Annotated in this window: 16 protein-coding genes and 1 other RNA gene; 6 read left to right on the top strand and 11 right to left on the bottom strand. The window is 53.7% G+C overall.

Annotation, left to right across the window (positions count from 1 at the left end; all coding sequences use genetic code 11):
* Positions 1–16: 16 nt before the first annotated feature.
* Entirely contained in the window at positions 17–328 is a 312-nt protein-coding gene (gene yqfB / locus OGX91_RS17040) for a N(4)-acetylcytidine aminohydrolase (protein ID WP_149692351.1), read from the bottom strand.
* A 52-nt stretch (positions 329–380) separates the two neighbouring features.
* Between yqfB and OGX91_RS17045 the strand changes: the two genes are divergently transcribed.
* Both OGX91_RS17045 and bglA read left to right on the top strand, forming a co-directional pair.
* The gene (locus tag OGX91_RS17045; RefSeq protein WP_003838265.1) at positions 381–1,109 is read left to right on the top strand and encodes a MurR/RpiR family transcriptional regulator; all 729 of its coding nucleotides are present in this window, start codon (positions 381–383) and stop codon (positions 1,107–1,109) included.
* A gap of 120 nt (positions 1,110–1,229) precedes the next feature.
* A complete protein-coding gene (bglA, locus tag OGX91_RS17050; RefSeq protein ID WP_286626949.1) occupies positions 1,230–2,663 on the top strand; it encodes a 6-phospho-beta-glucosidase BglA in 1,434 nt (477 codons plus the stop codon).
* A 94-nt stretch (positions 2,664–2,757) separates the two neighbouring features.
* Here bglA and OGX91_RS17055 read toward each other — a convergent pair whose 3' ends face one another.
* The 8 genes from OGX91_RS17055 to OGX91_RS17090 all read right to left on the bottom strand — a co-directional run bounded on the left by OGX91_RS17055 (position 2,758) and on the right by OGX91_RS17090 (position 12,951).
* Complete coding sequence (locus tag OGX91_RS17055; protein ID WP_040232130.1) at positions 2,758–3,501, bottom strand: SDR family oxidoreductase; 744 nt, start codon at positions 3,499–3,501, stop codon at positions 2,758–2,760.
* 61 nt (positions 3,502–3,562) lie between these two features.
* The gene (gene gcvP / locus OGX91_RS17060) at positions 3,563–6,436 is read right to left on the bottom strand and encodes an aminomethyl-transferring glycine dehydrogenase (protein WP_286626950.1); all 2,874 of its coding nucleotides are present in this window, start codon (positions 6,434–6,436) and stop codon (positions 3,563–3,565) included.
* Between the two features lie 131 nt (positions 6,437–6,567).
* Positions 6,568–6,957, bottom strand: a complete 390-nt coding sequence (gcvH, locus tag OGX91_RS17065) for a glycine cleavage system protein GcvH (protein WP_005123344.1) — start codon at positions 6,955–6,957, stop codon at positions 6,568–6,570.
* A gap of 25 nt (positions 6,958–6,982) precedes the next feature.
* Positions 6,983–8,077 (bottom strand): glycine cleavage system aminomethyltransferase GcvT, encoded by a 1,095-nt coding sequence (gene gcvT / locus OGX91_RS17070; protein WP_040232126.1) that lies wholly within the window; start codon positions 8,075–8,077, stop codon positions 6,983–6,985.
* A gap of 452 nt (positions 8,078–8,529) precedes the next feature.
* The gene (ubiI, locus tag OGX91_RS17075) at positions 8,530–9,732 is read right to left on the bottom strand and encodes an FAD-dependent 2-octaprenylphenol hydroxylase (RefSeq protein ID WP_286626952.1); all 1,203 of its coding nucleotides are present in this window, start codon (positions 9,730–9,732) and stop codon (positions 8,530–8,532) included.
* A 115-nt stretch (positions 9,733–9,847) separates the two neighbouring features.
* A complete protein-coding gene (gene ubiH, locus OGX91_RS17080) occupies positions 9,848–11,026 on the bottom strand; it encodes a 2-octaprenyl-6-methoxyphenyl hydroxylase (RefSeq protein ID WP_149692354.1) in 1,179 nt (392 codons plus the stop codon).
* A complete protein-coding gene (gene pepP / locus OGX91_RS17085; RefSeq protein WP_149692355.1) occupies positions 11,023–12,348 on the bottom strand; it encodes a Xaa-Pro aminopeptidase in 1,326 nt (441 codons plus the stop codon). Before pepP ends, ubiH begins: the two co-directional genes overlap by 4 nt.
* A 24-nt stretch (positions 12,349–12,372) precedes the next feature.
* The gene (locus OGX91_RS17090) at positions 12,373–12,951 is read right to left on the bottom strand and encodes a YecA/YgfB family protein (protein WP_003026978.1); all 579 of its coding nucleotides are present in this window, start codon (positions 12,949–12,951) and stop codon (positions 12,373–12,375) included.
* A 166-nt stretch (positions 12,952–13,117) separates the two neighbouring features.
* Between OGX91_RS17090 and zapA the strand changes: the two genes are divergently transcribed.
* The 3 genes from zapA to OGX91_RS17105 all read left to right on the top strand — a co-directional run bounded on the left by zapA (position 13,118) and on the right by OGX91_RS17105 (position 14,288).
* Positions 13,118–13,447 carry a cell division protein ZapA gene (gene zapA, locus OGX91_RS17095; RefSeq protein ID WP_003026980.1) on the top strand — a complete coding sequence of 110 codons (330 nt, stop codon included), beginning with the start codon at positions 13,118–13,120 and terminating at the stop codon, positions 13,445–13,447.
* A 41-nt stretch (positions 13,448–13,488) separates the two neighbouring features.
* A non-coding RNA gene (ssrS, locus tag OGX91_RS17100) (6S RNA) lies at positions 13,489–13,672 on the top strand.
* Positions 13,673–13,691: 19 nt separating this feature from the next.
* Entirely contained in the window at positions 13,692–14,288 is a 597-nt protein-coding gene (locus OGX91_RS17105; protein ID WP_286626954.1) for a 5-formyltetrahydrofolate cyclo-ligase, read from the top strand.
* Between the two features lie 382 nt (positions 14,289–14,670).
* Here the strand turns inward: OGX91_RS17105 and serA are convergent, their stop codons facing one another.
* Together serA and rpiA are read right to left on the bottom strand one after the other, a co-directional pair.
* Complete coding sequence (gene serA, locus OGX91_RS17110; protein WP_199947100.1) at positions 14,671–15,903, bottom strand: phosphoglycerate dehydrogenase; 1,233 nt, start codon at positions 15,901–15,903, stop codon at positions 14,671–14,673.
* A gap of 270 nt (positions 15,904–16,173) precedes the next feature.
* Positions 16,174–16,833: a ribose-5-phosphate isomerase RpiA gene (gene rpiA / locus OGX91_RS17115; protein WP_003026986.1), complete on the bottom strand. Its 660-nt coding sequence runs from the start codon at positions 16,831–16,833 to the stop codon at positions 16,174–16,176.
* A 170-nt stretch (positions 16,834–17,003) separates the two neighbouring features.
* Between rpiA and argP the strand changes: the two genes are divergently transcribed.
* The gene (gene argP, locus OGX91_RS17120; RefSeq protein ID WP_003026988.1) at positions 17,004–17,897 is read left to right on the top strand and encodes a DNA-binding transcriptional regulator ArgP; all 894 of its coding nucleotides are present in this window, start codon (positions 17,004–17,006) and stop codon (positions 17,895–17,897) included.
* Position 17,898: the final 1 nt, after the last annotated feature.

Consider the following 17,898-nt stretch of genomic DNA (forward strand, 5'->3'; position numbering starts at 1 on the left):
AGCTGTACCTGTAAAGTTAAAGACATTTAAAATCAATCACATAAAATTGCGTTTGATCCGGGTAAATCTCGGCAATCACCTGTTTAAGTTCTTCAAGCGTCATGTTTTCCTGCTGGGCATGTTTATCCGTTAGCGTATCCAGCGTGACGGTTGAGGTGCCAACAACCTCAATCGTGCAGAAGTAACCGTCATCTTCGAAGCGCCCAACCCGTAAAATGTCCCCGGCTTTGAAGTGTGATTCGGACTCGTCACGAATGGTGATGGTCTTGCGTCCGGCCAGAATGTCATCCTGGAAACGCTGAAAAAAAGTGATGTCATTTGGCTGCATGTTATTATTCCCTGTAGATGAAGTCTGATGAGTGAGTTTTGCCATTGTGAGTATGTTCTCCCACGCTGCCATCGCCAGTCTCAACAATCTTGAGATGCTGGTCTACAACTATGTCATCAAAAACCGTGACAAAGTCATGTACATGACCATTCGCGAACTGGCCGATGCCGTGGGTGTTTCCACTACCACCGTACTGCGCTTTTGCCGCAAGCTTAAATGTGAGGGTTACTCAGAATTTCGCGTGCGCTTCAAATTATATTTAGAGCAGAATGAACCGCAACAGGCTAATTTCGGTGCCAGCGAAATTATCAGTTTCTTTAAAGGCGTCAATAACGACGAATTCGATAAACTGCTCGATCAGGCTGTTGATATTATATTATCGTCCGAACGTATTATATTCGTCGGAGCGGGAACGTCTGGAGCGCTGGCAAAATATGGCGCACGTTTTTTCTCAAACGTCGGTAAATTCAGTAATCACATTGACGATCCTTATTTCCCGGTCACTAACGACATGGCCAGAAACGCGCTGGCGATCGTGCTTTCCGTTTCTGGTGAAACAGAAGAAATCCTGCGCTTTGCCAGTCAGTTCAGCCTGCACAACTGTAAGGTTCTGTCGGTCACCAGCCATGAACACTCTCGTCTGGCGAAGCTGGCCGACTTTAACCTCTCCTGGCACGTACCGCAAACCCGCATAGCGGGGGTCTATGATATTACCACGCAAATCCCTGTTATTTATATTCTGGAATCACTCGGTCGCAAGCTGGCGAAAAGAATAGCGTAAAAAAACAATCTGTTTTTTTGATGTAACAAATCACATTTACGCTATTTTGTTATATCGTGACATTTATCTTTCCTTTGTTAGACTCAAAATCAGATTGTATTAATTTGAGACTGAGCGCAGATGAAAAAACTTACCTTACCAAACGATTTTTTATGGGGCGGCGCGGTGGCGGCGCATCAGGTTGAAGGCGGCTGGAACAAAGGTGGCAAAGGCCCCAGCATTTGCGACGTCCTGACCGGTGGGGCACACGGCGTTCCGCGAGAAATCACTCAGGAAGTTGAGTCCGGTAAGTACTACCCCAACCACGAAGCTGTCGATTTTTACAGTCATTACAAAGAAGACATCAAGCTGTTTGCCGAGATGGGATTCAAATGCTTCCGTACCTCAATCGCCTGGACCCGTATCTTCCCCAAAGGGGACGAAACCCAACCGAATGAAGAAGGGCTAAAGTTCTACGACGACATGTTCGATGAACTGCTGAAGTACAACATTGAACCAGTCATCACCCTTTCCCACTTTGAAATGCCGCTGCACCTGGTTCAACAGTACGGTAGCTGGACCAATCGTAAAGTCGTCGATTTCTTTGTCCGTTTTGCTGAAGTCGTTTTTGAGCGCTATAAGCACAAGGTCAAATACTGGATGACCTTCAATGAGATCAACAACCAGCGTAACTGGCGCGCACCGCTGTTTGGTTATTGCTGCTCCGGCGTGGTGTATACCGAGCATAAAAACCCGGAAGAGACTATGTACCAGGTGCTGCACCACCAGTTCGTGGCCAGCGCGCTGGCGGTAAAGGCGGCACGTCGCATCAACCCGGAAATGAAAGTCGGCTGCATGCTGGCGATGGTGCCACTGTACCCGTTCTCCTGTAAGCCTGAAGATGTGATGTTCGCGCAGGAATCGATGCGTGAGCGCTACGTTTTCACTGACGTTCAGCTGCGCGGCTACTATCCATCATATGTACTGAACGAGTGGGAACGCCGCGAATTCAACATCCGAATGGAGGCCGGCGATGAGCAAATCCTGCGTGAAGGCACCTGTGACTATCTCGGATTCAGTTACTACATGACCAACGCGGTAAAAGCGGAAGGCGGCAGCGGCGATGCCATTTCTGGTTTTGAGGGCAGCGTACCGAACCCGCACGTAAAAGCCTCCGACTGGGGCTGGCAGATTGACCCCGTCGGTCTACGCTATGCCTTATGTGAGCTGTATGAACGCTACCAGAAGCCGCTGTTTATCGTTGAAAACGGGTTTGGCGCTTACGACAAAGTGGAAGAAGACGGCAGTATCAACGACGACTATCGCATCGATTATCTGCGTGCTCATGTCGAAGAGATGATGAAAGCGGTGACCTATGATGGCGTAGATCTGATGGGCTACACGCCGTGGGGCTGCATCGACTGCGTGTCATTCACCACTGGCCAGTACAGCAAACGGTATGGCTTTATCTACGTAAACAAACACGACGACGGCACCGGCGATATGTCGCGTTCGCGTAAGAAGAGTTTTGAGTGGTATAAAGCGGTGATTGCCAGCAACGGCGAGAATCTGTGATTTTTTGCCGGATGGCGCTGCGCTGATCCGGCCTACGGAGACTTCATCTGTAGGCCGGATCAGGCGTTTACGCCGCCATCCGGCAAACAACTCATTACCTTCCGCCAGCCAGTTCCAGAAAACTCCCCGTCACGTAAGACGCTTTCTCGCTCAACAGCCAGATAATCGCCTGCGCGACCTCCTCCGGCTGTCCGCCGCGCTGCATAGGTAACAGTGATTTCACGCGATCGACTCTTCCCGGCTCGCCGCCTGACGCATGCATTTCAGTGTAGATCAGACCAGGTCGCACGCAGTTTACGCGGATCCCTTGTGCCGCAACCTCCAGCGCCAGGCCGGTGGTGAGCGTGTCCACAGCCCCTTTCGATGCGGCATAATCAACATATTCGAAAGGTGCGCCAAGCCGTGAGGCCGCTGAAGAAACATTAACAATCGCCCCACCTTGCCCCCCGTGCTTGAATGACATCCGTTTTACTGCTTCGCGACAGCACAGAAAATAGCCGGTAACATTAGTCGCCAGAACGCGATTAATTCTTTCGGCGGTTAGGCTTTCCACCGTGCTCTGTTCAAACAAAATCCCGGCATTATTCACCAGGGCAGTCAGCGGCTCGCCTTCACGGTCAATAGACTCAAACATTGCTACCACCTGGCTTTCATCGCTGATATCTGCCCGCAAAGCAAACGCCTTCCCGCCTGCAGCGACGATGCTGTTCACCACCTCCGTTGCCGCACGAATGTTGTGATGAAAGTTCACCGCGACCGTGTAGCCCTCTTGCGCCAGTTGCAGCGCGGTTGCCCGACCAATGCCACGACTGCCGCCCGTCACCAATGCGATTGCCATAACGTTTCTCCCAAAAAATAAAGGCGCCGAAGCGCCTTTAAAAGATAGTTGAATCAGCAGATTACTGATATTCGCTCATCGGTACGCAGGAGCAGAACAGGTTACGGTCACCGTAAACGTCATCAAGGCGTTTCACGGTTGGCCAGTATTTGTTCGCCACACCCGCCGGGAAGACGGCGATTTCGCGGCTATAACCGTGGTTCCACTCCGCCACCAGCTCGTTTTGCGTGTGCGGTGAGTTAACCAGCGGGTTATCTTCCAGTGACCATTCACCGGCTTTCACGCGATCGATCTCAGCGCGGATGGCCAGCATCGCATTGATAAAGCGATCCAGTTCCACTTTGCTTTCCGATTCGGTCGGTTCAACCATCAGCGTACCCGCTACCGGGAACGACATGGTCGGCGCATGGAAACCGTAGTCAATCAGACGCTTGGCAATATCCAGTTCGCTGATGCCGGTTTCTTCTTTCAGTGGGCGAATGTCGAGAATACATTCATGCGCCACGCGACCATCACGACCGGTATACAGCACCGGATAGGCATCTTTCAGACGGCTGGCAATGTAGTTGGCATTCAGAATAGCTACCTGGCTTGCCTGCTTCAGACCTTCTGCGCCCATCATACGGATGTACATCCAGCTGATTGGCAGAATAGATGCGCTACCGAACGGAGCGGCAGAAACTGCGCCCTGACGGGTGAGCATCCCTTCAATCTGTACCACACTGTGACCCGGAACGAACGGTGCCAGATGCGATTTCACGCCGATCGGTCCCATGCCCGGGCCGCCGCCGCCGTGCGGAATGCAGAATGTTTTATGCAGGTTGAGGTGCGAGACATCCGCGCCGATAAAGCCCGGCGTAGTGATCCCAACCTGAGCGTTCATGTTCGCGCCATCAAGGTAAACCTGACCGCCAAACTGGTGCACAACGTCGCACACTTCACGGATCGTTTCTTCATACACGCCGTGGGTGGATGGGTAGGTCACCATGATGCAAGAGAGGTTGTCGGCACGTTGTTCTGCTTTTGCACGCAGATCGTCCAGGTCGATGTTGCCATTCTTATCACAGGCGACTACCACCACCTGCATCCCCGCCATTTGTGCGGAAGCCGGGTTAGTACCGTGGGCGGACGCCGGGATCAGGCAGATATCACGATGGCCTTCGTTACGGCTTTGGTGATAATGGCGAATCGCCAGCAGCCCCGCATACTCACCCTGCGCGCCGGAGTTCGGCTGCATGCAGACTGCGTCATAACCGGTCAGTTTTACCAGCCACTCGGAAAGTTGGCCAATCATCTGGTGATAACCTTCCGCCTGCTCTGGTGGGCAGAACGGGTGCAGTTCAGCGAATTCCGGCCAGGTGATAGGGATCATCTCGGCGGCAGCGTTCAGCTTCATGGTGCAAGAACCCAGCGGGATCATCGCCTGATTCAGCGCCAGATCTTTACGCTCCAGTGAGTGCATGTAGCGCATCATCTCGGTTTCGCTGTGGTAGCGGTTGAACACCGGATGGCTGAGGATCGCGTCGTCACGCAGCATACTGTCCTGAATGGAACGGCTGTCGAGCGCCACGTCTTTATCCAGCGTGTCGATGTTCAGGCCGTGACTGTCGCCCAGCAGAACATTGAACAACTGCACCACGTTTTCACGGGTGGTGGTTTCGTCGAGGGTAATACCTACCGCGTTATGGATGTCGCTACGCAGGTTGATTTCTGCCGCTTCAGCGCGCGCCAGTACTGCGGCCTTATCGGCAACTTCAACACACAGGGTGTCGAAGTAGTGTGCATGACGCAGCTTCAATCCTTTCTGTTGCAGACCGGCTGCCAGGATATCAGTCAGGCGGTGGATGCGATTAGCAATGCGTTTCAGGCCAACCGGGCCATGATAAACGGCATACAGACTGGCGATATTAGCCAGCAGGACCTGCGAGGTACAAATGTTGGAGTTCGCTTTCTCGCGGCGGATATGCTGCTCACGAGTCTGCATCGCCATGCGCAGTGCGGTATTGCCCGCTGCATCTTTGGAGACGCCGATAATACGGCCTGGCATGGAGCGTTTGAATTCGTCTTTAGCGGCGAAGAATGCCGCGTGTGGGCCACCGTACCCCATCGGTACGCCGAAGCGTTGCGCAGAGCCGAACACAATGTCTGCGCCCTGTTTACCCGGAGCGGTCAGCAGAACCAGCGCCATAAAATCAGCCGCTACGCTGACCACAACTTTGCGGGATTTCAGCTCAGCAATCAGTGCGCTGTAGTCGTGCACTTCACCGGTAGTGCCAACCTGCTGCAACAGCACGCCGAACACATCCTGATGATCCAGCGCTTTTGCCGCATCATCAACAATGACGTCAAAACCAAAGGTTTGTGCACGAGTACGCACAACATCCAGCGTTTGCGGATGAACATCAGCGGCCACAAAAAAGCGGTTAGCATTTTTCAGTTTGCTGACGCGTTTTGCCATCGCCATGGCTTCAGCAGCAGCGGTAGCTTCATCCAGCAGAGAAGCGGAGGCCATGTCCAGGCCGGTCAGATCCAGCGTCACCTGCTGGAAGTTGAGCAGCGCTTCCAGGCGCCCCTGAGAAACTTCTGGCTGATACGGCGTATACGCAGTGTACCAGCCCGGGTTTTCCAGCATGTTGCGCAGGATAACAGGTGGCAACTGCACGGCGGTGTAGCCCATGCCAATGTAGGACGTGAAGCGCTTGTTACGCCCGGCGATGGCTTTTAATTCAGCCAGCGCAGCGTATTCGGTCGCCGCCTCACCCACCTGTGGCGGGGTTGCGAGCTGAATGTCTTTCGGCACAATCTGGCCGATCAGCGCATTTAACGACTCGGCGCCAACCGCATTCAGCATCTCTTGCTGCTGCGCGGCGTCCGGTCCGATGTGGCGTTCAATGAAAGCGCCGCTGTTTTCAAGCTGGCTTAACGTCTGTGTCATGGGCGATGGTTCCTGAAACGTGCAGTGAATCGTGATTGTCTCTGTTTACGAGTCCGGCAGCGCTAGCGCTTACCGGGCCTACGCATGCTTTGTAGGCCGGATAAGCGCAGCGCCATCCGGCAAAAGCGTATTTACTCGTCTTCTAACAATGCTTCATATGCGGTCGCATCCAGCAGCGATTCAATTTCGCTTTCATCGCTGGCTTTGATTTTGAAAATCCAGCCGCCCGCATACGGCTCGCTGTTGACCAGTTCCGGGGAGTCGCTGAGCGCGTCGTTAACCGCCACAATCTCACCGCCTACTGGCGCATAGATATCGGAGGCCGCTTTTACGGACTCCGCAACGGCGCAGTCATCGCCCGCGCTAACGGTTGAGCCAACTTCTGGCAGGTCAACGAAAACCATGTCACCTAACAGCTCCTGAGCGTGTTCGGTGATACCCACGGTGTAAGAGCCGTCAGCTTCTTTGCGCAGCCATTCGTGTTCTTTGCTGTATTTCAGTTCTGCAGGTACGTTGCTCATCAATCAATCTCCAAAAAAGGATGAATTACGCGACGGCTTTGCCGTTACGCACAAAAACAGGTTTAGTCACTTTTACCGGCATTTCGCGGTTACGGATCTGGACGATCGCGGTCTCACCGATGCCCTCCGGGACACGTGCCAGTGCGATGCTGTAACCCAGGGTTGGGGAGAATGTCCCGCTGGTGATAATGCCTTCCTGCTGGTTGCCGGAAGCATCGGTGAAACGCACCGGCAGTTCATTACGCAGCACGCCTTTCTCAGTCATTACCAGCCCGACCAGCTGTTCGTGGCCTTTTTCACGCTGCATTTCCAGCGCATCCCGACCGATAAAGTCGCGATCGGTCGGTTCCCACGCTATAGTCCAGCCCATGTTGGCCGCCAGCGGCGAAATGCCTTCGTCCATCTCCTGACCGTACAGGTTCATGCCTGCTTCCAGACGCAGCGTGTCACGCGCCCCCAGACCACAAGGTTTAACGCCTGCTTGTACCAGCGCATGCCAGAAATCTGCCGCCTTTTCATTCGGCATGGCAATTTCATATCCCGCTTCGCCGGTATAACCCGTGGTCGCGATAAATAAATCACCCGCCTGAACGCCGAAGAACGGTTTCATACCTTCAACAGCATGGCGTTGTTCGTCAGTAAACAGGGTGGCAGCTTTTGCCTGCGCGTTTGGTCCCTGCACCGCGATCAGTGACAGGTCATCACGAACAGTGATGTCAATGGCGTAAGGTTCAGCGTGTTGGGTAATCCAGGAGAGGTCTTTTTCACGGGTGGCGGAGTTTACAACGAGGCGGAAGAAATCTTCAGTGAAGTAATAGACAATCAGGTCATCTATCACGCCGCCCGACGCATTGAGCATGCCGGAGTAAAGGGCTTTACCCGTCTTCGTTAGCTTCGCGACGTCGTTTGCCAGCAGATAACGCAAGAACTCCCGGGTGCGGCTGCCGCGCAGGTCGACGATGGTCATATGCGACACATCAAACATACCGGCATCGGTGCGGACAGCATGGTGCTCATCGAGCTGAGAACCGTAATGCAGTGGCATCATCCAGCCATGGAAATCAACCATGCGCGCGCCACATAGCGTGTGTTGTTCGTACAAAGGAGTCTGTTGAGCCATCTTTTCCTCGTTGAATAAGCGGGGCTATCAACTCTTTCGTGGTGAAATCTTCGCCACGAAACCCAGCACCACAGCCGCTCCAGGGGCTGCGACGCAAACGTTCTCTTTGTCCTGAACTTACCACCGAAACAGACGCTAAACCATAAGGCAAAATTAACCATCACATTAGCTTATGACCAAAAACAGCCAGATCGCTGACAGAATAAAAATCCAGAACCATAGCAACAAATCAGAATAACAAATAAAGACAGACTGAAATTATCCGCATTAACCAACATTAAATGTTGAAAAAATGTCAAAAATGGCGTTATGAAAAAAACGTAATATAAAAAAAACTAATGCGAAAAAAGGCATGGAATTAGATTATTTCAAATGAGAGAAGCATCCCGGCGCGCAGGCCGGGAGAGGAAAGTGTGACGGGTCTCAAACTCTTAAGATTGTCCTTACGGACGCTAGCGCAACCACTCAGGAAGATCGTTCAGTCCCATCGCCTGGCGGATGAGCTGTGGTTTTACGCCTGGCAGGGTATCGGCCAGTTTCAGACCAATATCACGCAGTAATTTCTTCGCCGGATTTTCCCCGGCAAACAGTTCACGGAACCCTTGCATTCCAGCCAGCATCAGCGCAGCACTGTGCTTACGGCTACGCTCATAACGGCGCAGATAGAGGTACTGACCGATGTCTTTCCCCTGGCGTTGCAGGCGCTTAAGTTCATCAATCAACTCCGCCGCATCCATAAAACCGAGGTTCACGCCCTGTCCTGCCAGCGGATGAATGGTATGCGCCGCATCACCCACAAGGGCCATACGATGGGCGGCAAACTGACGAGCATAGCGTCCAGTCAGCGGAAACGTCTGGCGTTCGCTTTCAAGCTGGCATAACCCCAGGCGATTATCAAAAGCGATATTCAGCGCCTGATTGAATTCGTCTACACTTACCTGCTGCATACGTTCAGCATCCTGCGGCGAGAGCGACCAGACAATAGAGCACAGGTTCGGGTCACTGAGCGGCAGAAATGCCAGGATCCCCTCACCGTGAAACACCTGACGCGCAACCGCGCCGTGGGCTTCCTGCGTACGGACAGTCGCTACCAGCGCATGATGACGGTAATCCCAGAACGTCAGCGGAATATCCGCTTTGTTGCGCAGCCACGAGTTTGCACCGTCAGCACCGACGACCAGGCGAGCGGTCAGCATAGAGCCATCTTTCAGCGTCAGGAACGCCTCGTTTTCTCCCCAGGCCACCAGCTGTAACTCAGCCGGTGCCATCAGCGCGATATCCGCTGAACGCTGCGCTTTTTGCCACAGTGCGTAGTGAATCACCGAGTTTTCGACGATATGCCCCAAATGACTGTAACCCATACTCTGGTCATCAAACGCAATTCGTCCAAAGCTGTCTTTGTCCCAGACTTCCATGCCGTGGTAGCAGCAAGCGCGACGGGCGACAATATCGGACCAGACGCCAAGACGGGTCAGCAGTTTTTCGCTGGCGGCATTAATAGCCGATACGCGAAGCTGGGGAGGTGCATCCGCTGCCAAAGGCTGCGGAACATGTTGTTCCAACACCGCAACGCGCAACCCGCTGCCCAGCAAGCCGCAGGCAACCGCCAGCCCCACCATGCCGCCACCCACAATTGCTACATCAACACTTTGCACTGTTTATACCTCGAAACCTGTAATCCGTAGGCCTGATAAGCGCAGCGCCATCAGGCATTTTTGCGGAGACCCTTGCCGGATGGCGGCGTTGCCTTATCCGGCCTACAGGTCATATTTATCGCGCAACCCAACCGAGGGTTCGCTCCGCCAACGCATCGCGCGCGGGTGTGAATAATTCCATCGCCATCAGCCCGGCATTACGCCCAACGACCAGCGGAGCCCAGCGATTGGCAAACAGATACACCAAATTGTTGGTCACGCCAATCGTCGTTTCGCGATCGCGTTCGCGGCGCTGCTGATAGCGTGCCAGCACCGCATAATCACCGACATCTTCCGCGCTGTTCTGCGCCTGGGCCAACGTTTCAGCCAGGCTCATCACATCACGCAGACCAAGGTTGAAACCTTGTCCGGCAATGGGATGCAGCGTCTGGGCTGCGTTCCCTACCAGCACGGTACGATGGGTAATCGCTTTTTGCGCCGAGGTTAACGAAAGTGGATAGGCGCTGCGTTTACCAGCATGGGTAATACGTCCCAGTCGCCAGCCAAAAGCGGTTTGTAGTTCACGGCAAAAACGTTCGTCGGACCAGGCCATAATCTCATCACGCTGCTCCAGCGGATGGCACCACACCAGCGAGCAGCGACCGTCAGACATCGGCAGCATTGCCAGCGGGCCATATTGCGTGAAGCGTTCAAACGCTCGCCCGTCGTGCGGTACAGAGGTCGTTACGTTGGCAATTACCGCCAGTTGCTCATAGGGCTGTTGCAGCCAGTCAACGCCGCAGGCGGTAGCCAGTGCGGAGCGCGTACCGTCGGCGGCCACCAGCAGGCGACCATCGATCATTTCGCCATTTTCCAGCGTAACTTCTACGCGCTCCTGCGTGCGTGACACGCTGGCTACGCGGTCGGGGCAGTGCAGCGTGACGCCCGGCGCTTTACGCAGCAGCGCAAACAGACGTAGCCCCACATCATGCAGTTCTACCACCTGACCGAGCGCTGAAATATGGTATTCCTGCGCATCCAGCGTTACAAATCCGGCATGGCCACGATCGCTGACGTGAACGGTTTTGATCGCCGTTGCGCAATCGGCAATCGCCTGCCATATGCCAATTCGCGCCAGCTGTTGGCAGGTCCCTGCCGCCAGCGCGATCGCCCGGGCATCAAACCCGGGATGGCGATCATTGTCAGGCGCGCTCGCTTCTATCAGATGAACCGGCAGCGTCCCATGGCTAAGCTCGGAAATAGCCAACGCCAGCGTCGCACCAACCATACCACCACCGACGATAATCACGCTCATTGCAGTCGCGCCGTAGCCATCAGGGCTTCAATGTCATCCGCCTTCTTCACCACGCTGGCGGTCAGATTTTCATTACCGTCTTCGGTAATAAGGATGTCATCTTCAATTCGAATGCCGATACCACGGTAGGCAGGCGGTACATCGGCGTCGGGCGCGATATAGAGCCCCGGTTCAACCGTGAGCACCATTCCCGGCTCCAGAATACGCGAACGATCCTGACCATAAACGCCAACGTCATGGACATCCAGACCCAGCCAGTGGCTAAGACCATGCATAAAGAATGGGCGATGCGCATTTTCGGTAATCAGTTGATCGACCTCGCCGTGCAGAATGCCAAGCCTCACCAGACCCGTAATCATGATACGCACTACTTCGCTGGTGACTTCCTGGATGGACGTCCCGGGACGATACAGGCGCAGGCTGGTCTCTAAGGATTCCAGTACGATATCGTAGATTTCACGCTGTGCTGGGGTAAATTTACCATTTACCGGGAAGGTACGCGTAATGTCGCCCGCATAGCCTTTGTATTCGCATCCGGCGTCAATCAGCACCAAATCGCCATCGCGCATTTCACTTTCATTTTCGGTGTAATGCAGGATACAGCCGTTTGCACCGCTGCCAACGATGGTGTTATAGGATGGGTAACGCGCGCCGTGGCGGGTAAATTCGTGATGAATTTCCCCTTCCAACTGGTACTCAAACATCCCCGGACGGCATTTTTCCATCGCTCGGGTATGCGCCAGCGCGGTGATCTCTCCGGCACGGCGCATGACCGCAATTTCTTCCGCTGATTTGAACAGGCGCATTTCATGCACCATAGGACGCCAGTCGATGATCGCGGCGGGCGCGTGCAGATTTTGTCTGGAACCTTTACGCAGTTTATCCAGCGCCGTACAGACAATCTCGTCTGCCCAGGCATATTCGCCCTGTGCGTGATACACCGCGTCCAGACCATTGAGTAAAAGGTGCAGCTGTTGGTTGATTTCGCTGAAAGCCAGCGCCCGGTCAACGCCGAGTTTTGCCGGTGCGGCATCCTGGCCAAGACGGCGGCCAAACCAGATTTCCGCCGTCAGATCGCGAACCCGATTGAACAAAACGCTATGGTTATGAGTGTCATCGCTTTTAATCAGCACCAGCACGGCTTCAGGTTCGTTAAAACCGGTGAAGTACCAGAAATCACTGCTTTGGCGGTACGGGTATTCACTGTCCGCGCTGCGCGTCGCTTCAGGCGCGGCAAAAATCAGCGCGGCGCTGCCGGGCTGCATTTGTGCCAGTAAAGCCTGGCGGCGGCGCTGGAATTCTTGCTGAGATATTTCGCTCATCACACTCTCCTTGGCGTTTTGTTCTTAATGCAGAGTCGGTTTACGGACTTCCGGCGCGGTCGGCTGCTGACGCGTAAACGTGTCATGGCACAGCAAGGCGGCTACGCGCACGTATTCGATGATCTCTTCGAGCGACATTTCCAGCTCTTCCTGATCTTCGTCTTCGTCATATCCCAACTGAGCGATATTGCGCAGGTCGTCAATCGCTTCCCCGGTTTCACCTGTCACCTTGTCGAGCTTCGGTTGCGTCACACCGAGGCCCAGCAAAAAGTGGTTAACCCACCCCGCCAGCGCATCGGCGCGATCAAACACGCTAACGTCATCGCCTTCAGGCAGATAAAGCTGAAAAAGGAAGCCATCATCTTCCAGCGCATCGCTGGTGGCAGAGTGCATTTTCAGCAGCGCCTGAGCCAGCTCGTGACCGAAGGCCAGACCTTCGTTCGTCAGGTCGTGCAACAGCGGCTGCCATGAGCTGTCGTTGTTGCCACCGCAAATCATCCCGCTGATCAAACCGTGCATTTCGGCGGGGGTCAATCCGGCCCCTTGTTGGTTCAAAAACTGGCTAACTTCGTTGTAACCAGGCATTTCGTTCTGTATAGACATAAGCATTCGTCATCAAAGGGAGGATATTCATGATATGCTACCACTTTGGACCCTGGTGAACCAGAAAAGGGCTTGTATCTTGATACCAGGGTAGCTATAGTGTCGCCCCTTCGCGGACCCACGGTCTGGAGACGAAGGCAGCGCAGTCAATCAGCAGGAAGGTGGCATGTCTGCACAACCCGTCGATATCCAAATATTTGGCCGTTCACTGCGAGTGAATTGCCCGCCTGAACAAAGGGATGCGTTGAATCAGGCTGCGGACGATCTGAATCAGCGATTGCAAGATCTGAAAGTTCGCACTAGAGTCACAAATACTGAGCAGTTGGTTTTCATCGCCGCGTTGAACATCAGCTATGAATTAACTCAGGAAAAAGCGAAGACGCGTGAGTACGCGGCGAGCATGGAACAACGTATTCGGATGCTACAACAGACCATCGAACAAGCGTTGCTTGATCAGGGTCGCATAACCGAAAAAACGGGCCAAAACTTTGAATAACACTTTTCGGTTTACTGTGGTAGAGTGACCGTGAAGACAAAATTTCTCTGAGATGTTTGCAAGCGGGCCAGTCCCCTGAGCCGATATTTCATACCACAAGAATGTGGCGCTCCACGGTTGGTGAGCATGCTCGGCTCGTCCGAGAAGCCTTAAAACTGTGACGACGCATTCACCTTGAACCAAGGGTTCAAGGGTTACAGCCTGCGGCGGCATCTCGGAGATTCCCTTCTACCTGGCAACAGCCATGACACTACTTTCTGAACTCCCTTTATCCCGGCAAGAAATTCGTCAACTGATTCGTCAGCGTCGACGTGCGCTTACCTCTGAGCAGCAGCATCAGTACGGTCAGCAGGCCGCGACCCGAATGCTCAGCTTTCCCCCTGTTGTACTCGCTCATACGGTGGCAGTATTCCTCTCGTTCGATGGCGAACTCGATACCCAGCCGCTAATAGATCAGCTGTGGCGAGCGGGCAAGCGCGTTTATCTTCCGGTTCTTCATCCCTTCAGCGCCGGTAATTTGCTGTTCCTGCACTATCATCCGCATAGCGACCTGGTAACCAATCGCTTAAAAATTCAGGAACCCCGGCTTGATGTACGTGACGTATTACCGCTGTCACGGCTGGATGTACTGATTACGCCGTTAGTGGCGTTTGATGAATATGGGCAACGCCTGGGCATGGGCGGCGGATTTTATGACCGCACGCTACAAAACTGGCAGCAGCATAAGATCCAGCCCGTAGGCTACGCGCACGATTGTCAGCGAGTAGAAAAGCTGCCTGTTGAAGAATGGGATATCCCGCTGCCTGCGGTGGTGACGCCATCCAAAATCTGGCAGTGGTAGCCGTTTTTTAGCGATTGACAGCGTCGTTTTTTTGACCTAAATTCCTCGGTGAAGGGTGAGGAAGGCGAACCTCCCTCCTGCGTACTCTCTGTTAATATGCTGGGTAAGCGATGATTAACAGGATCAGCAGCATGATGACGTATCTCATCATCGTCCTTTTCCTTTTTAAAGCCCCCTGCTTCGGTAGGGGCTTTCCCGTTTCAGCACGATGCTGAGCCCCTGGCGTAAATTCCTTTTATTGATGTACAACGCAGAGCGCAGCCTTTAATTACCAATTGCGGCAAGGCTCGAAAACAGAATGTATGCGTTACAGGAAGAGATTTTGAGGCAGGGAAATCAGAGGAAAGATGGGCAGGCCAGCAGCCTGCCCGTTAAAAGGAAATCAGTACAGCAGACGAGCGCGAATGGTTCCCGGAAGAGCTTTCATCGCCAGCAACGCTTTCTCCGCCACATCTTCATCCGCTTCAATATCAATAACCACGTAACCTACCTGTGCGGAAGTCTGCAGATACTGCGCGGCAATGTTGACGCCCTGCTCGGCAAAAATCTGGTTCAGCGCCGTCAGTACGCCGGGACGGTTTTCGTGAATGTGCATCAGACGACGACCACCATGCAGCGGCAGCGATACTTCCGGGAAGTTCACGGCAGACAGCGTAGAACCGTTGTCGGAATACTTCGTCAGCTTACCCGCTACTTCAAGGCCGATGTTTTCCTGCGCTTCCAGCGTGGAACCACCGATATGCGGCGTCAGGATCACGTTGTCGAAATCACACAGCGGCGAAGTGAAAGGATCGCTGTTGGTTGCAGGCTCCGTTGGGAAGACGTCGATGGCCGCTCCCGCCAGATGCTTCGTTGCCAGCGCATCACACAGCGCAGGAATATCGACAACCGTACCGCGAGCGGCGTTGATCAGCAGTGCACCTGGTTTCATCAGCGCAATCTCACGCGCGCCCATCAGATTTTTGGTGGAGGCGTTTTCCGGCACGTGGAGGCTGACCACATCGCTCATATTCAGCAGGTCGGAAAGATGCTGTACCTGCGTGGCATTACCTAACGGCAGTTTATTTTCAATATCATAGAAGTAAACGTGCATCCCCAGCGATTCCGCCAGAATGCCCAACTGAGTGCCAATGTGGCCATAGCCGATGATCCCCAGTTTTTTGCCACGCGCTTCAAACGAGCCGGTAGCCAGTTTATTCCACACGCCCCGATGTGCTTTGGCGTTCGCTTCGGGGACGCCGCGTAGCAGTAGAAGCAGTTCGCCAATCACCAGTTCAGCAACGGAACGCGTGTTAGAGAACGGCGCGTTAAACACTGGGATCCCGCGTTTTGCCGCCGCGCTCAGATCAACCTGATTGGTACCAATGCAGAAGCAGCCAATTGCGACCAGTTTCTCTGCGGCGTCAATCACATCTTCAGTCAGATGGGTTCGGGATCGCAGGCCAATGAAGTGGGCATCACGGATGGACTCTTTCAGCTGTTCAGTGTCCAGAGCGCCTTTATGAAACTCGATGTTGGTATAACCTGCTGCACGAAGGCTTTCGAGTGCTTTTTGATGCACGCCTTCAACCAGCAGAAATTTAATCTTCTCTTTCTCCAGTGATACCTTTGCCATTTCCCCGACCCTGTCTTTTTTGTTCAAACTAATGTGTTGTGTGTGGGATTTTCATCCTCCTCTTCAACATATCAAAAAATAATATTGCGGCAATATGAACGTTTGCGTCGTCATGCTGAGGAAATGTCATTCAGCGGGAATTGTCAGAGGAAAATACTGGCGATAAGTTTTTCTTTGGAGGGATCGGCAGGACAATATTATAAACGTGACACAAGTCACCAAATTTGCCCTGCCAAAATTTTTTTAACGGGAGAAGACGCTCCCGTCAGATCATTTTACGATAGTTTTCACGCCGTCCGGTGTGCCAATCAGCGCCACATCCGCACCACGATTGGCGAACAGACCTACGGTTACTACGCCCGGAATCGCATTGATGGCGTTTTCCATGGCCACAGCGTCAAGGATCTCCAGGCCGTGCACATCAAGGATCACGTTGCCGTTGTCCGTCACTACGCCCTGACGATATTCAGGACGACCGCCCAACTTCACCAACTGACGAGCGACAGCGCTGCGCGCCATTGGGATCACTTCCACCGGCAGCGGGAAGTTGCCAAGAATATCGACTTCTTTGGACGCATCGGCAATGCAGATAAATTTCTTCGCCACCGAAGCAATGATTTTTTCACGGGTCAGCGCTGCGCCGCCGCCTTTGATCATCTGCATATGCCCGTTAATTTCATCTGCGCCATCAACGTATACGCCAAGGCTGTCCACTTCGTTAAGATCGAATACGTGGATACCGAGGCTTTTCAGTTTTTCAGTCGATGCGTCCGAGCTGGACACTGCGCCTTCAATCTGACCTTTCATTGTGCCCAGCGCATCAATAAAGTGTGCGGCTGTTGAACCGGTACCTACGCCCACAATGGTGCCGGGCTGTACATACTGAAGTGCCGCCCATCCTACTGCTTTTTTCAGTTCATCCTGCGTCATGATCGTTTCGCCTGTGGTGTGAATATGGTGGAAAAATTCATGCGCATTATAGAACATTGTGCAGAAAAATGTCCCCACACCCGCTCGCAAGCGGCGGATTTCGTCTTTACCCAACCTAAATTTGTGTCATAGTGCAGAACAAGCAAAAATTTCAGGAGTGCGTCAAAGCAATGAAACGTCCGGACTACAGAACACTACAAGCACTGGATGCGGTTATTCGTGAACGGGGATTTGAGCGCGCGGCGCAAAAGCTGTGCATCACGCAATCCGCAGTTTCACAACGCATAAAACAGCTTGAGAATATGTTCGGACAACCGCTGCTGGTGCGTACCGTACCACCACGCCCTACCGAACAGGGGCAGAAACTGCTGGCACTTTTGCGTCAGGTTGAACTGCTGGAAGACGAGTGGTTGGGCGATGAACAAACCGGCTCGACGCCACTGCTGCTCTCGCTGGCGGTGAACGCCGACAGTCTGGCGACGTGGTTACTTCCGGCGCTGGCCCCGGTACTGGCCAATTCACCGATTCGCCTGAACCTGCAGGTTGAAGATGAAACGCGCACCCAGGAACGTCTGCGTCGTGGTGAAGTGGTCGGTGCGGTGAGTATTCAACATCAGGCGCTGCCAAGCTGTCTGGTGGATAAACTTGGCGCGCTGGACTACCTGTTTGTTGGCTCTAAACCATTCGCCGAGCGTTATTTCCCTAACGGCGTCACCCGCTCCGCCCTGCTGAAAGCCCCGGCGGTAGCGTTTGACCATCTTGATGATATGCATCAGGCGTTCTTACAACAAAACTTCGACCTGCCGCCGGGCAGCGTGCCGTGCCACATCGTTAACTCGTCTGAAGCTTTCGTCCAGTTGGCGCGTCAGGGAACCACCTGCTGCATGATCCCACACTTACAGATTGAGAAAGAACTGGAAAGCGGCGAGCTGATCGACTTAACGCCAGGCCTGTTCCAGCGGCGGATGCTGTACTGGCACCGCTTTGCGCCGGAAAGCCGCATGATGCGCAACGTTACCGACGCGCTGCTGGAATACGGACACAAGGTGTTGCGTCAGGATTAAT

It is taken from the genome of Citrobacter sp. Cpa228 (assembly GCF_030333085.1).
GTDB classification, from domain to species: Bacteria; Pseudomonadota; Gammaproteobacteria; order Enterobacterales; family Enterobacteriaceae; genus Citrobacter; species Citrobacter pasteurii.